At 40.7% G+C, this 15,623-nt stretch carries 16 protein-coding genes; 9 read left to right on the top strand and 7 right to left on the bottom strand.

Features of this window, described 5'->3' with window-relative positions; all coding sequences use genetic code 11:
* Positions 1-69: 69 nt before the first annotated feature.
* Positions 70-930 (bottom strand): alpha/beta fold hydrolase, encoded by an 861-nt coding sequence (locus FTU66_RS05725; protein WP_180112459.1) that lies wholly within the window; start codon positions 928-930, stop codon positions 70-72.
* Between the two features lie 140 nt (positions 931-1,070).
* Between FTU66_RS05725 and FTU66_RS05730 the strand changes: the two genes are divergently transcribed.
* Complete coding sequence (locus FTU66_RS05730) at positions 1,071-1,523, top strand: hypothetical protein (RefSeq protein WP_004976749.1); 453 nt, start codon at positions 1,071-1,073, stop codon at positions 1,521-1,523.
* 174 nt (positions 1,524-1,697) lie between these two features.
* Here the strand turns inward: FTU66_RS05730 and FTU66_RS05735 are convergent, their stop codons facing one another.
* Together FTU66_RS05735 and brnQ are read right to left on the bottom strand one after the other, a co-directional pair.
* On the bottom strand, positions 1,698-1,934 hold the full coding sequence (locus FTU66_RS05735) for a hypothetical protein (protein WP_004976747.1): 237 nt from the start codon (positions 1,932-1,934) through the stop codon (positions 1,698-1,700).
* 573 nt (positions 1,935-2,507) lie between these two features.
* Positions 2,508-3,800: a branched-chain amino acid transport system II carrier protein gene (gene brnQ / locus FTU66_RS05740; protein ID WP_096901417.1), complete on the bottom strand. Its 1,293-nt coding sequence runs from the start codon at positions 3,798-3,800 to the stop codon at positions 2,508-2,510.
* A gap of 350 nt (positions 3,801-4,150) precedes the next feature.
* On the opposite strand from brnQ, the gene map reads away from it, so the two are divergent.
* On the top strand, positions 4,151-4,945 hold the full coding sequence (map, locus tag FTU66_RS05745; RefSeq protein ID WP_180072620.1) for a type I methionyl aminopeptidase: 795 nt from the start codon (positions 4,151-4,153) through the stop codon (positions 4,943-4,945).
* Positions 4,946-5,168: 223 nt separating this feature from the next.
* Here the strand turns inward: map and FTU66_RS05750 are convergent, their stop codons facing one another.
* On the bottom strand, positions 5,169-6,068 hold the full coding sequence (locus FTU66_RS05750; protein WP_004976726.1) for a LysR substrate-binding domain-containing protein: 900 nt from the start codon (positions 6,066-6,068) through the stop codon (positions 5,169-5,171).
* A gap of 63 nt (positions 6,069-6,131) precedes the next feature.
* Positions 6,132-6,572, bottom strand: a complete 441-nt coding sequence (locus FTU66_RS05755; RefSeq protein WP_180072622.1) for a guanosine-3',5'-bis(diphosphate) 3'-pyrophosphohydrolase — start codon at positions 6,570-6,572, stop codon at positions 6,132-6,134.
* 120 nt (positions 6,573-6,692) lie between these two features.
* Between FTU66_RS05755 and FTU66_RS05760 the strand changes: the two genes are divergently transcribed.
* Entirely contained in the window at positions 6,693-7,022 is a 330-nt protein-coding gene (locus tag FTU66_RS05760) for a hypothetical protein (RefSeq protein WP_004976724.1), read from the top strand.
* 94 nt (positions 7,023-7,116) lie between these two features.
* Here FTU66_RS05760 and glnG read toward each other — a convergent pair whose 3' ends face one another.
* The gene (gene glnG / locus FTU66_RS05765; protein WP_096901419.1) at positions 7,117-8,595 is read right to left on the bottom strand and encodes a nitrogen regulation protein NR(I); all 1,479 of its coding nucleotides are present in this window, start codon (positions 8,593-8,595) and stop codon (positions 7,117-7,119) included.
* Positions 8,582-9,691, bottom strand: a complete 1,110-nt coding sequence (gene glnL, locus FTU66_RS05770) for a nitrogen regulation protein NR(II) (RefSeq protein ID WP_004976718.1) — start codon at positions 9,689-9,691, stop codon at positions 8,582-8,584. The genes glnG and glnL overlap by 14 nt, the downstream gene beginning before the upstream one ends.
* Before the next feature lie 350 nt (positions 9,692-10,041).
* Between glnL and rimO the strand changes: the two genes are divergently transcribed.
* The 6 genes from rimO to ispC all read left to right on the top strand — a co-directional run bounded on the left by rimO (position 10,042) and on the right by ispC (position 15,622).
* Positions 10,042-11,385 carry a 30S ribosomal protein S12 methylthiotransferase RimO gene (gene rimO, locus FTU66_RS05775; RefSeq protein ID WP_096901422.1) on the top strand — a complete coding sequence of 448 codons (1,344 nt, stop codon included), beginning with the start codon at positions 10,042-10,044 and terminating at the stop codon, positions 11,383-11,385.
* 84 nt (positions 11,386-11,469) lie between these two features.
* A complete protein-coding gene (gene pyrH, locus FTU66_RS05780; protein ID WP_004976712.1) occupies positions 11,470-12,198 on the top strand; it encodes a UMP kinase in 729 nt (242 codons plus the stop codon).
* Between the two features lie 88 nt (positions 12,199-12,286).
* Entirely contained in the window at positions 12,287-12,841 is a 555-nt protein-coding gene (gene frr / locus FTU66_RS05785) for a ribosome recycling factor (protein ID WP_004976711.1), read from the top strand.
* 3 nt (positions 12,842-12,844) lie between these two features.
* Positions 12,845-13,597, top strand: coding sequence for a polyprenyl diphosphate synthase (gene uppS, locus FTU66_RS05790; RefSeq protein ID WP_004976709.1), 753 nt, complete (start codon positions 12,845-12,847; stop codon positions 13,595-13,597).
* A gap of 3 nt (positions 13,598-13,600) precedes the next feature.
* Positions 13,601-14,425 (top strand): phosphatidate cytidylyltransferase, encoded by an 825-nt coding sequence (locus FTU66_RS05795; RefSeq protein WP_004976707.1) that lies wholly within the window; start codon positions 13,601-13,603, stop codon positions 14,423-14,425.
* Complete coding sequence (gene ispC, locus FTU66_RS05800; protein WP_180060512.1) at positions 14,426-15,622, top strand: 1-deoxy-D-xylulose-5-phosphate reductoisomerase; 1,197 nt, start codon at positions 14,426-14,428, stop codon at positions 15,620-15,622.
* Position 15,623: the final 1 nt, after the last annotated feature.

Genomic DNA, 15,623 nt, shown 5'->3' on the forward strand with positions numbered 1-15,623 from the left:
AAACAGGGAAAAGAAAAAGCGAGAAACTGAAACAAATGTTTAATTTGTATGTGACTTCGCCACTAAAAATTAAACTGCCAATTGATTTTCAATCACATTCCATAAATTTCGATGTGACTTTTTAAACATCGCCATATGCCCAATGGCTTTATGCTGATAACGCTTTGGTTTAAGTTCAATCATATTAGTCGATGCATGGGGATAGAGACGGAGTAAATCTTTCACATTGGCTTCGGTGGCAATCTCATCATCCGAACTCCAAATAGCAGTAATCGGGCAACGAATTTCATCGTGATAATGCTGTGAAACTGTTTTGCCTTTAGCATTGATGACATAGCCGGGTTTGCTACAAAATTGTGCCCATTGTTGGGCCACATTTTTAGGTAGGTTTTCGCCCATGCCAATTGCATTGGTTGGGCCATAACCATGTGTGATTCTGGCAAGTGGAAAAATAACTTTAAACATCACAGGGGCAAGTAGGCGAGTACGACCTTTTAAACCTTTTGTGTGGCCTGTAGAGCCTGAAACAGCTACGACTTTTGCCACTTTATGATATTCAGGGTTAATCCCCAGTAATTGTCCGCCTGCGCTGTGTCCCAATAAAACCACTTGTTCAGCTTGCGTTTTTTGCAGCAAAGTATTTACTGCTGCAGGAATATCTAACTGCCCCCAATCAACAATACTGGCTTCACATTGTTTCAATGGTTCGTGTAACGAATCACCAATACCACGAAAATCAAAACACAGCACAGCATAGCCTTGTTCATTTAGCCATGTGGCAAAAGCGTGATAAAAATTCTTGGTAATGCCTGTCGCGGGACAAATCAAGACGGGTAGACGCTGTGCTTGTGTATATTGATTTGGATAATAACAGGCAGCGAGGGCATAACCATCTGCACATATAATATTTAAGCTTTCAAATGTGCTCATAATGTTTTAAGGATGATGAGAATAAAGTTACTTTACACGAGTTCCAAAAAGAAACTTGTATTTTTTCTGACTCTAAAGTCAAGCTTAGTAGTCTGCGAGTGTAGTTAAATAGCCACACGAAAAATAAAAGAGTGTTAAACATGGAAAGTTTATCTTTGGCAGTGCGCCTTGCGATTATTTTCAGTGGAATATTTTTGTGGGTGGGGATGCTTACAGGCGTGTGGAAATATTGGCAAATTCGTGCTTCTGCCCAAGCGCGTGCTCATTATTATGTGGATATCGCACATCGCAGTAGTTTGTTATATGCACCTGCAAGTTTAATTTTAGCGGTCTTGGCTTATTTTTGTATTTGGGATGCCACTGTAATTTTAATTTGTGTGATTCTAAATTTAGTATTTTTTAGCTTTTCTATTCTGAGTTATATCTTGCATGGATTGCTTAAAGATACCACTAATCAATTTAAACAACCGCATCAAATTGCAGCATGGACATTGCCAAGTTGGTGCATGAGTTTGGCGATGCTGTTATTGATTGTGGCTGAATTGGGTGGGACTAGTGTGTTATTGCTTGGCGCAATCTATGGATTGTTGTAATTCTAATTGCTCAGTTTAATTTTTTCTTGGTAGCCCCGTAGAAGATTTTGAGATTTTTGCTGTAGATCGGGAATGATGATTAGAATCTACTTTTTGAGTTTGGCGGCAGAGGAGTGATCCATCTGCCGCAAAGTGAAAGCGAAAAAGCTAAAATGAGTGGGTGCTAGGGTAAGATTAATGAACTTCTACGTTTTTATGTTCACGAAACTTTTGGTCAATGGATGTCCAAATCGCAAAGGCTATACATACCAATAAGGCATATAAAAAATAGGTTGGTTTCAAGTTGCCTTGAATTGAGCCTTGGAGCAATAGGGTCAGCATCAGTGCAAAAGTGGTGCTTAAAAAAGTAACTAGATTTTGGTTAGCCTTCAGAGCGTTAATGAAGACTTGCGTATTGAAATGTGAAAACATCTCCATCCCTCCTTGTTATAAATCACTAAAATCAGAGCATTTTAGTCAGATTGGTTTTATTGTTCTACCTTGTTTAGCAAACTATTTCAAGTCCTTATAGTCATATTTTGATAAAAAACATCATTTTCATATGAAATACCACTATTTATTATCATTTATTTACAAAATAATAAAAAAGTAGTGTGTTTTTTAAGCCATTTAAATACGATTTCAATCGTACTTGCATATTTTATGCCAGCTAATTTTGAGGGCGACTATACGACTTTAGCGTTAATTTGAGCTCTGCTTAAAATGGGTGAATGATTTATTTTGTTTTAGTTTTTTATTGAAAATATTTTAATTTCATTTGTTTATTTATACCAAATAATTATTTGGGTTGCTATTATCATGACTGATAAATTGCCTTAAAAAGAGGCAGTTTTAGCACAAGAAACAATAAGTGCGGGTTTGGGTAAAACCTGACAATTATTGTCTAACTTAAATTCGTATTTGGATAAAACACGACTTTAATACGATACAGCTCGAAAATAGAGCATGACTTGAAAAAATAGCCGAGCTCGAAGTCCGTACTGGCTATTTTTTCATTCGATCATGAATTGCAGCGAATACAAAAATCAGTAATGCAGGAATCAACCAAGCGAGGTTTTGTTCACTCAGGGGAAAATTGGTCAGTGTGGTTGGCAAGAATCTAGCTAAGTCTGCGGCCTTCATTGCATCAATGATGCCAAAGAGCAATGCAACTGCGGCAGTAGGTGCAATCACGCGGGTTGGAATACGGAATAATCCCCAGAAAAAGCTGAGTAGAATGACCACAATTGCAGGTGGATAAATCGCGCTTAAAATAGGCACTGAAACTGCAATGAGTTTGGTGAGTCCAAGATTGGAAATAACAAAGGCAAAGCCCACTAAAATAAATACCCAACGGCGATAATGAATTTTAGTAATTTGCTCAAAATATCCAGCACATGCGCATGTCAGTCCAATTGCCGTAACCATGCAGGCAATAAAAATCATTGCAGCTAAAAATACCGAGCCAAATCCGCCAAAAGCATGTTGCACATAGGCATGTAAAATGACTGCACCATTACTGGCATTGGCGGCAACATCGTGACTGCCCATCCCCAGTTTAAATAGGCTTAGATAAACTAAAGTTAAACCGATCCCTGAAATTAAACTTGCCCATACCGCATAGCGGGTGATGAGTTTTTTATCAGTTACGCCACGTGAACGAATCGCATTAATAATCACAATCCCGAATACCAATGCACCTAAGGTATCCATAGTGAGATAACCGTTAATAAAGCCTTCAGATACAGGACTGTTCACATAATTGTGAATGGCAGGTGAAATTGTACCTGTCGGAATAATAAATGCAGTGATGCCTAAAATTAGTAATGACAGAATTTTAAGCGGGGAAAGTACATAGCCCACTGTATCTAAAATTTTGTGTGGATACAGTGAAACTAACATCACCAAGGCAAAATAGATGGCGCTATAAATGAATAAGGTGCTCGCGGAATCGCCAAAATAGGCAGAGAAACCAATTTCATAAGATACGGTAGCGGTACGTGGTGTGGCGAAAAGCGGGCCAACCGCTAAATAACAGACGACTGTTAAAATTAAGCTCGCGATTTTGCCTAAAGGCGAACTTAAAATTTGTATAGAACCTTCGACACGTGACAACGCCATAATGGTAATCACGGGTAAGCCAACTGCGGTAATGAGAAAACCGAGCGCAGCAAGCCAGACGTGTTCGCCCGCTTGCTGTGCCACGATAGGTGGGAAAATAATATTACCTGCACCAATAAACAGCGCAAAGGTCATAAAACCCAAGGCAATAATATCCCGTGTGCGTAAATTCGTCATGGGAGAGAAATAAGATGTAAACAAAAGAAAGCGATTTTAGTAGATCGAGCTATGATTTTCTAATTTATTTTATAGGTCATATGAATATTTTTTATGATATGTGTTTGTAGGCTATTTTAATCTTCACTATAAAAATTAAATAACTTACTGTTTATCTGATGTATTTTTGAAAAATGCTGATCCCACATAGTATAGATGGCTTATCTAGTATAAGTTTTGGTTGCTATTTTAAATGCGCAGTTCTTAAACAAAACTGTTGGTCGCATGACGATGGATACTTGTTTGGCAGCTTGAGCTGATTTTACAAGCCGAAAGGGCTATAATCTCAGGCTTCAGGTCAGGAGTTCATCATGCGCGCCCTTAAAGTCAGCATTAAATCAGAGCAAGATATTGAGAAATTACGCATTTCGGGGCGTTTGGCTGCTCAGGTGTTGCAGATGATTGGCGAGCATGTCAAACCCGGAGTCACGACAGAATACTTAGATGATTTGTGTCACGATTATATTGTAAATACCTTAAAAGTCATTCCTGCCAATGTGGGCTATCACGGTTATACCAAAACCACCTGTATTTCACCCAATGAAGTGGTCTGTCATGGTATTCCATCATCCAAAACCATTTTAAAAGATGGCGACATTATTAATATTGATGTGGCAGTGATTAAAGATGGTTTTTATGGTGATACCAGTCGTATGTACTATGTGGGTCAGGTGAAACCAGAAGCGAAAAAACTGGTCGATACCACTTATGAGGCGATGCGCGCAGGGATTCATACGGTGAAACCGGGCGCGACTTTGGGCGATATTGGCTATGCCATTCAAAGTGTGGCGCATCGTGAAGGGTTTAGCATTGTGCGTGAATATTGCGGACATGGTATTGGGCAGGTGTATCACGAACAACCAAGTGTGCTGCATTATGGTCAGCCTGGACAAGGCTTGGTGCTTAAAAAAGGCATGGTATTTACCATTGAGCCAATGGTGAATGCGGGCAAAGCGCGTGTGAAAGAACTGAAAGATGGCTGGACGGTGGTGACGACAGATAAATCACTTTCTGCACAATGGGAACACATGGTTGCTGTGACTGATACAGGCTTTGAAGTGTTATCGCCGTGGCCAGAAGGTACGGGGAGTTATCCTGAAATTTAATGCACGAATGCTTTCAGGTTAAGACTGATAGATAAAACATCTTAGACTTTAGTTTTAAACTATTTGTTAAAAAATGAACAATCGCTATAATTGAAGTCAAAGATACTTGCTGTAGTTTCTTTGTTTTAGCTTTCTTATTTTAGATTGTAGTTTTCAAAGCTTATCTGTCTTAGATAAGCTTTTTTTTTGCTGTTTCGTATCTGAAATCAAAAGATCCTATGTGCTAACGAATGGTTAGCTTTTCGACCAAATAGTCGATAAATACACGTACAGCAGGTAATAAACCACGGCGTGATGGATAGACGGCATGGAAAATACCATGCGGTGCGTGCCAGTCGGGTAAAACACGAACCAATTCACCCGATGCAACATAATCTTCAACAATCGTGTCAGGCAACAACACAATGCCACAATTTTGTCGTGCCAATTGCGCTAGCATCATTAAATCTGAACCCATGACTGTAGGGTTGACCTTAATTTTTTTCGGTTGCTGTTGTTGATCATGCACAACCATGTATTGATCTAAATGCTCATCCGACATGCTTAAAATTTTATGATGACTTAAATCTTCAGGTTTTTTCAAATCGCCAAATTCATTCAAATAAGCCTGACTGGCAAATAGATGTTGTTCGATGTTGCTGAATTTGCGAATCACCAAACTTGGATCATCATCTAAATTTGAGCGGACACGCAGGGCAATGTCGATCCCTTCGTTGACGATATCGACACGACGGTTGCTGACAATTAGCTGTACTTTAATTTCAGGGTAGGCTTTCAAAAACTCAGGCAAGATTTTGGCAATTTCATTTTGTGCAATTGAAACAGGTAAGCTGACTTTAATTACACCACGCGGTTGAATACTTAGGTGATCGACCAAGTCGTGCGCGGCTTGGGCAGCATTCATCATTACTTGCGCATGCCGATACACATTCATACCAATTTCTGTGACCGCAAAATGACGTGAGCTGCGCTGAATTAAACGCACACCTAAGCGTTCTTCTAGGTTGTGTACGCGTCGGCTAAGTTTGGATTTTGGAATATCGGTGGCGCGTTCTGCTGCACTAAATCCACCATGTTCGACCACTTGGGCAAAACAATAAAAATCATCCAAATCTGTAAGCATGACTAAATTCCATTTATGCAACAATACTTAAATTAAAGTGGCATCGTTGCATGTTGTCAATCTTTAATTGTGCTTTATTGCTGTGCTTTTTTGCAGAATCTCTAAAACTTGTCGGTATTCTTCTAAACGGGCTAAATCACGTGCTGTAGGATTGGGAATCCGCGTTAAATTCATGTTGTCTTGCACATCTGCAATTTTTACAGCACAGGCAAGCGGGTTTTGTGCAGTACGCATAGCCGCTTGAACACGAGTTTCATGCGGCAGTTTGGTGAGCGCCTGAATTGCTTGAATAATATGCGTTTGAAATCCTAAATTTTGCAGGTCTTGTGCTGTGGTGTGGGTATCTTCAAGAATGTCGTGCAGTACAGCGACAATTTGCTGATCGGGCTGTTGTAATTGCAACATTACACGTAAGGGATGCAAAATATAAGGCTGACCGCCTTTATCTAGCTGCCCTGTATGTTGTTGTACTGCAAGTGTAATTGCATTTTCTGGAGTTGCCATAAGTATAATTAAAAAAATTTCTATAATTATAAGCCGTGCTTAGCGCAAAATATAGAAATTGCTTGTTATGATGCAAACAGATTTTATGTTTATCTATTTTACTATTGGTGATGCTGCTCTATGCCATATCAACTCATTGAACTGAATACGCCTGCGACTGAAAATTTGCTTTGCCCACATTGCCAACATGCTGTTATTGATTGGGCAGAAGAACAATATATTCAGCCTTGCGAGCATACTTTGTTTGTCGCAATGGATTTGGGTTTTGAATATGCCTCAGATGTATTTGAACAAAGCATGCCACGCAGTGTCGATGAAATTCATGCACATGATGATCAGTTGGATATGTGGCAAGAACTGACTTCAAGTCGTTATCCGCAATATTTGATTTATAAAACGGATTTAGGCGTGCAAGGTTTATCTCGCTATGTTGGATTTACCGCGGCTTAATTGCACTTAACTTAGAGAGTCTAAGATATAAAAATAGGGAAATTCAAAAGCTGAATTTCCCTATATTTTGATGGATTAGATATTTTTTCTGCGTTTAGCTCTCCATATCTTCTTCTATTTCATCATCGGCACTGTCCATTCCTAATTCTTTGAGTTTTCGCGTCAAAGTATTACGTCCCCAACCCAATAATTCAGCGGCATGACGTTTACGTCCACGGGTTTGTTGCAGTGCAGCATTAATTAAGGTGCGTTCAAACATTGGAATGGCGATATCCAGAAGTTTCATCTCGCCATTTTTTAACTTTTGTACTGCCCATTGCCCAAGTAATTCATCCCAATGCTGCATAGATACCCGATCTGCCACATGAAGCGCAGAATGTTCGGCTAATTTTTCAATTGGAATTTGCTTGAGTTCGGTTGGTAAATCTTCAGGATAGACCTCACGTCCTGTAATCATCACGGTAAGCCAGCGACAAGTGTTTTCCAATTGGCGCACGTTACCTTGCCACGGCAATTGCTGCATATATTCGACTGTTTCAGGACGCAATATTTTTGGACTCACGCCTAATTCTTTGCCTGCACGTGCCAAAAAGTGCTGTGCCAACATTGGAATATCTTCACTGCGATGCGCCAGTTTAGGAATATGAATCCGAATGACGTTCAGGCGATGATATAAGTCTTCACGGAAGCGTCCATCTTGTACCAGTTTTTCCAAATCCTGATGTGTTGCTGCGACAATCCGTACATCCACTTTGACAGGAATATGTCCACCAACCCGATAAAATTCACCATCTGCCAAGACGCGCAATAAGCGGGTTTGGGTTTCAAAAGGCATATCACCAATTTCATCTAAAAACAAGGTGCCGCCGTTGGCTTGTTCAAAGCGTCCCTGACGTTGTGTATTGGCACCTGTAAATGCACCTTTTTCATGTCCAAAAAGTTCGGTTTCAATCAAATCTTTCGGAATGGCTGCCATATTCAGCGCAATAAATGGTTTGCTGCTACGCGGTGAGTGTCGATGCAGTGCATGCGCCACCAACTCTTTGCCTGTACCTGATTCACCATTAATGAGCACAGTAATGTGTGATTGCGATAAACGACCAATCGCACGAAACACTTCCTGCATGGCAGGCGATTCACCAATAATTTCTGTCGATTGAATTGGCTGCACTGTCGATTTTGCAGATTCTTGCTGTTGTAGTTTGGTGATATGCAAAATTGCACGATTGACTAAAGCAAGTGCTTCATCAATATCAAAAGGCTTGGGTAGGTATTCAAATGCACCTGTTTGATAGCTAGATACTGCCGATTCTAAATCGGAGTGCGCAGTCATAATAATCACAGGCAAGTCGGGATAACTGACTTTGACTTTGCCAAGAAAAGTTAAACCATCAATTCCAGGCATGCGAATGTCGGTCAAAATTACATCGGGTGCATCTTGGTTTAACTCATCTAGTGCAGACTGTGCTTCTTCAAAACTGGTGACTTCAAAACCTTCTTCTCTAAAAGTTTTTTCCAGTACCCAGCGCATTGCACGGTCATCATCAATCACCCAAATTTTATTTCGCGACATGACTCGCCTCCCAAGGTAAATATAAGCTAAATATTGTTTTTCCTGGAATGGATTGGCATTCAATCATTCCGTTATGTTGATGCATAATATTTTGTGCGATGCTCAAACCAAGTCCTGTACCGTTTGCGCGTCCAGTCACCAATGGATAAAACACGGATTCTAAAATGTCTTCAGGTACGCCTGGGCCGTTATCTTCAATATCAACACGTACGGTAGAACGATTCAGCACACCATTAATGGTAACCAAGCGTTGAATACGAGTTCTTAAAATCAATTCAGGTCGATGCTCGGTAAAGAAATCGGGATGTTCGGTCATGGCTTGTACTGCATTGGCGCAAATATTCAGCATGACTTGAATCAATTGATCGCGGTCTGCCATGACTTCAGGTAAAGAAAGGTCATAATCACGGATAATATTTATTTTGTTTTTAGTTTGATTGACGATCAGGCTGCGCACCCGTTCTAAAGGTTCGTGAATATTGACCAGTTCATAGCTTGGTAGTTGGCGTGAGCCGAGCATGGTATCGGCCAAGTTTCTTAAACGATCTACCTCGCTAATAATAATGTCGGTAAATTCATCATATTTCGGGTCATTTAAACTTCGTGCTAACAGTTGTGTCGCACCACGAATTCCTGCAAGCGGGTTTTTAATTTCATGTGCCACACCACGAATCAGCTGACGTGCGACTTGATGCTGTTGAATAAAGTTTTCTTCTTTGGAAATTTTGAGCATCCGATCAATCGGATTCAATTCAATCAGCAAAAGAGGATGATAAGGCTTGCCTGCATTTAACTGTGATGCAGTGTAATCGACATGAATATCTTTAAAATTGACATTAATGGTCGCTTCACGGCGGGTGTAGGGTTGACCAGTTTTGATGGTATTCAGGAAAGCCTCTTGCGTATTGAACTCATCATCAGGCATGTGCAGCAAATTTAAAACGGGTTGCCCCGAAGCGCGAATTAAACTGATATCAAACAATGCTTCACAAGACGAGTTTAAATAAAAAATATTCAGGTCACGATCAACCAGTAAAATTGCGGTGCTGAGGTTATCCACCAAAAGACGATAGTCAATGCTCTGGGTCTGATCCATTCGTGAATGCTTCCTGTATGAAATATTGTGCAAGGGCATTGTCATCTGTCAGCCATGTTCCAAATTTGGATCGAATTGAGGCGAATTAAGCAAAATGCACGCCAACTTTTCGTTTTTAGTGCATTTATCACTGAAGAATCGGAAAAATGCGCAGGAACTGGACTGAATTTTCAAGATATAACGGATAACAGAAACACTGTAAATAAAAAATGCATTAAAATGGTGCAATATTTAAATCATTCAGCCTGAATGGTTGTATTTTGGTGCATTATGCAAAGAGTCGGCTATTTCTCTATTTTTATGCAAAGAAAAGTCATACAATACGCGCATTCTAGTGGAGTGCAGATTCTATGAAATCCCCCAAAGTCGGTTTTGTTTCTTTAGGTTGTCCTAAGGCATTGGTAGATTCCGAACGAATTTTAACTCAGTTAAAAACTGAAGGTTATGATGTCGCATCTGATTATGAAGGTGCTGACTTAGTTGTTGTCAATACATGTGGTTTTATTGAATCTGCAGTACAAGAGTCCTTAGACGCGATTGGCGAAGCCATGAATGCCAATGGTCGTGTCATTGTGACAGGTTGCTTGGGTAAAGATGAAGATAAAATTCGTCAAATGCATCCCAACGTATTAAAAGTGACTGGCGCGGCTGCTTATCAGGACGTGATGGAAGCGGTGCATCAATATGTTCCTGAGCCACCAAAACATAATCCATTTATTGATTTGGTACCTGAACAAGGCATTCGTTTGACGCCTAAACATTATGCCTATCTTAAAATTTCAGAAGGCTGTAACCATCGCTGTACTTTCTGCATCATTCCAAGCATGCGTGGCGATTTAGTTTCGCGTCCTGTGGGTTCGGTATTAGAAGAAGCTGCAGCACTGAAACGTGCAGGCGTAAAAGAAGTATTGGTAATTTCTCAAGATACTTCTGCCTACGGCGTAGATACCAAATACAAATTGGACTTTTGGAACGGTCAGCCTGTTAAAACCAAATTCTATGATATGTGTGAAGCCTTAGGGCAATTGGGTATTTGGGTGCGTTTGCACTATGTCTATCCATATCCGCATGTGGATGCTGTAATTGATTTAATGGCACAAGGCAAAATTTTGCCTTATTTGGATATTCCATTCCAACATGCCAGCCCGAAAGTATTAAAGTTGATGAAGCGACCTGCGCACAGCGAAAACACGTTGGAGCGTTTAAAACTTTGGCGTGAAAAATGCCCTGAGTTGGTGATTCGTTCAACCTTTGTGGTGGGTTTTCCAGGCGAAACAGAAGAAGATTTCCAAATTTTGCTCGACTGGCTAAAAGAAGCGCAATTAGACCGTGTTGGTTGCTTTACTTATTCACCTGTTGAAGGTGCGGCAGCAAACGACTTGCCAGATCATGTGCCAGAAGAAATCAAGCAAGAACGCTATGAGCGTTTTATGCAGGTTCAGCAAGAAATTTCAGCAGCTAAACTGCAAAAACGTATTGGTCAAACCATGACCGTGTTGGTAGATGATTTGGAAGAAGAGTTTCCAGTCGCAGTGGCACGTTCTTATGCAGATGCACCAGAAATTGATGGCAACGTCTTTGTAGAAGATATTGACAAGAGCGTGATTAAAGCAGGTGATTTACTTGAAGTTGAAATTACCGATGCCGATGAATACGACTTATTTGCCAAGCTGATTCAGGTCAAATCTGCATAATAATTTGCAGATTTGGCTTGCAAGCTGTAAGCCATAAAAATTGTAAAAAATTAAAGTTTAGAATTTAGAATTGGAGTAATGACAATGTTAGATTCAAAAAAGCCACGTTATGCACGTATCTTGTTGAAACTATCGGGTGAGGCACTTGCGGGTAATAAAGACATGGGGATTGATGCGCAAGTGCTCGATCAAATGTCTTTGGCAATTGCACACTTGGTCGGTTTAGGTGTGCAAGTGGGTATTGTTGTCGGTGGTGGTAACTTATACCGTGGCAGCCAATTACAAAAAGATGGTTTAGTCGGCCGTGTAACAGGCGACCAAATGGGTATGTTGGCAACGGTGATGAACGGTTTAGCCATGCGTGATGCCTTGGTGCGCCGTAACATCAAAACCCGTTTAATGTCTGCATTGCCTATTGGTACAGTGGTTGAGTCTTACTCAAGCCGTGATGCGATTCGTCACCTGACTCAAGGTGAAGTGTGTGTGTTCGTTGCGGGTACAGGCAATCCATTCTTTACCACAGATACAGCAGCATGTTTACGTGGTATCGAAATCGAAGCTAACTTGATCTTAAAAGCGACCAAAGTAGATGGCGTATATAACAAAGATCCAAGCAAATACGAAGATGCGGTGAAATATGACACACTTACATTTGACCAGGTGTTGGATGAAAAATTAGGTGTTATGGATTTAACTGCAATCTGCTTATGCCGCGATCACAATGTGCCGTTGCAAGTTTTTGATATGAATAAAGCAGGTGCATTGCTTTCTGTAGTGATGGGCGAAAAAGAAGGTACTCACGTTACGAACTAATGTACGTGAGCCACAAAGCTCTTTATACTACGGTCTAATTTAACCCTATATTTTGACTCAAATTTTAGAATACAGTAAGGAAGATCTTATGATTAACGATCTTAAAAAAGACAGCGAAGAACGTATGAGCAAGACTTTAGAGTCTTTAGAACATGGTTTTGCCAAAGTACGTACAGGTCGTGCACATCCATCAATTTTAAATGGTGTGATGGTTTCTTACTACGGTTCCGATGTGCCACTTAACCAAGTAGCCAACATTGGTGTAGAAGATTCACGTACCTTATTGGTTCAGCCATTTGAGCGTTCAATGGTGTCTGCAATTGATAAAGCAATTCGTGAGTCAGATTTGGGTCTAAACCCAATCACAGCCGATGCAATTCGTGTACCGCTTGCAGCATTGACTGAAGAAACTCGTCGTGACATGCAAAAAGTTGCGCGTTCTGAAGCAGAAAATGCCAAAGTTGCTATTCGTAACATCCGCCGTGATGTATTGGGCGACATCAAAGCATTATTGAAAGAAAAAGAAATTTCTGAAGATGATGAGCGCCGTGCAGCAGATGACATCCAAAAAATCACAGACAAATACGTTGCAGAAGTAGACAAGCGTCTTGCTGCAAAAGAAGCTGAGTTGATGAAGGTCTAATCAATGACCACATCGGAAGACAGCGCGTCTTTGCCAAAACATGTTGCCATCATTATGGATGGCAACAATCGTTTTGCAAAAAAAAATCAAATGCAAAAAGGGGAAGGACATCGCTCTGGTAAAGATGTACTTGACCCGATTGTTGAACATTGTAGAAAAAAACACATTCAAGCTTTAACCGTTTTTGCTTTTTCGAGTGAAAACTGGAATCGTCCGCAGTTTGAAGTGGATTTACTCATGCAATTGCTGGAAACCACAATTCATGAGCAATTACCACGCATGGAAAAATTCAATATTGCCTTACGTTTTATTGGTGACCGTTCACGTTTGTCGCCGCATTTGCGTGAGTTAATGTTGCATGCCGAACAAAGGACTGCTAATTTCAACAGCATGACACTCACAATTGCCATTAGTTATGGTGGTATGTGGGATATGGCACAAGCTGCAAAACAAATTGCAGCAGATGTTGTGGCGCATAAAATTGATATTGAACAAATAGATACACAACTTTTTGGTCAATATGTCAGTCTTGCAGACCTACCACCTGTCGATCTGTTGATTCGTACAGGTGGCGATTTTAGATTGTCCAACTTTTTACTTTGGCAAGCTGCGTATGCTGAATTGTATTTTACCCAAACCTTGTGGCCTGAATTTAGCATAGAAGAATTTGACGATGCACTGGCAGTATTTGGTGGTCGCGAACGTCGTTTTGGTAAAACTTCTGAGCAAATTCAACAAGAGAAAATTGAGAATTAATACATGTTAGAGCGGATTATTACCGCATTGGTATTGGTTGCTGTGGTGTTGAGTTGTATGTTTGCAACTCAGTCGCACTATCCAATGTTTATGCTGATGATTGTTGCAGCAGGGGTTGCGGGCTATGAGTGGTTCAAACTCATGCCAAGAAAAACTAAATATGTCCTCAAACCTGTGGCTTGGGGCTTTGGTGTATTGACTGCCGCTTTGGCAGCAATGGCACTTTATTTTAGTGATATTGCCTTGTTACTTTGGGCAGCTTCTATTTTGACATGGTTACTCAGTATTTATTGGGTCAAGTCTTATCCAGAATACGATGCATGGTATAACCCAAGCTTAAGTTTTATTGGTTTTATTCTAATTTCTGCTGCGGTCACTGCAATTTTTTCCGTATGGAATAGTTCGCCGTGGTGGTTAATGTACTTGTTCTTGTTGGTTTGGGGTGCAGACTCAGGTGCTTATTTTGTTGGACGCAAACTGGGCAAGAAAAAACTTGCACCAAATGTCAGTCCAAACAAGTCAGTAGAAGGCTTATATGGCGGTGTGTTTACAGCCATGCTAATTGTGATTGTTGTCGAAGTGGTGTATTTGGACCTAACTTTGGCACAACATATTTTATTTTTGATTCTTTCGGTATTTACGGTATTTAGCTCAGTATTGGGCGATCTGTTTGAATCCATGATCAAGCGCCGTGCAGGTATTAAAGACTCTGGGCGAGTTTTGCCAGGTCATGGTGGTGTGCTAGATCGGATTGATTCTTTACTTGCAGCAGCTCCAATTTTTGCTGCAGGTATGTATGTTTTAAAACTTATTGGCGTAGATTTATAAATGTCACAAGCTGTTTGTATCTTGGGTGTGACAGGTTCAATTGGACAAAGCACCCTAAAAGTACTGCAACAACATCCTGAGCAGTATTCAGTTTTTGCCGTGACGGCACATAGCCGAATTCAAGAACTGGTTCAAATATGCAAACAGTATCATCCTAAAATTGTGGTTGTACCTGCGGCAAAAGTTGATGAATTGCAGCAGTTACTTGCACAGCAACACATTTCAGGGATTGAAATTTTAAGCGATGAGGCGGGTTTAATCGCAGTTGCCGAACATCCTGAAGTGGATGTGGTGATGGCAGCCATTGTCGGTGCGGCAGGTTTATTGCCTACACTGGCTGCGGTTAAAGCGGGTAAGCGCGTGTTATTGGCCAATAAAGAAGCCTTGGTGATGTCGGGCGACATCATGATGCAGGCGGCACGTGAACATGGTGCTTTGTTATTGCCTGTAGATTCTGAACATAACGCGATTTTTCAATGTTTGCCTGAACATTATTTACAAACCGAAAGAAATGGACAACCTAAGTTAGGCGTATCACAAATTTTACTGACTGCTTCGGGCGGTCCATTTTTAAATCATAGCCTAGAAGAACTGCAACACGTTACTCCTGCACAAGCTTGCAAACATCCAAATTGGTCTATGGGACAAAAAATTTCGGTAGATTCTGCAACCTTAATGAACAAAGGTTTGGAATTAATCGAAGCGTGTCATCTTTTTGCAATTTCAGAACACTTTGTTACAGTGGTGGTGCATCCACAGAGTATTATTCATTCCATGGTTCAATATGTGGATGGTTCAACTTTGGCGCAAATGGGTAATCCTGATATGTGTACGCCAATTGCGCATGCTTTGGCGTGGCCGCAGCGTATCCAAACGCATGTTCCGCCTTTAGATTTGTTTGTCAATCATCAGCTTGATTTTCAAGCACCCGATACCACCCGTTTTCCTGCTTTAAGTCTGGCACGTCAAGCCATGCAAGAAGGTGGTTTAGCACCTGCTATTTTAAACGCAGCAAACGAAATTGCAGTTGCAGCATTCTTGCAGCAAAAAATTCGTTTTACCGAAATCGCGACAGTGGTTGAGCATACCCTGAACCAAATACAAAATTCAGCCGCAGAAAGCATTGAACTGATTTTGCAGGCAGACCAAAATGCCCGTGCTGTTGCACAGCATTTTGTGTTGAATAAAGGAAGCTAAA

This window comes from Acinetobacter sp. YH12131, from assembly GCF_013418635.1.
GTDB lineage: Bacteria > Pseudomonadota > Gammaproteobacteria > Pseudomonadales > Moraxellaceae > Acinetobacter > Acinetobacter towneri.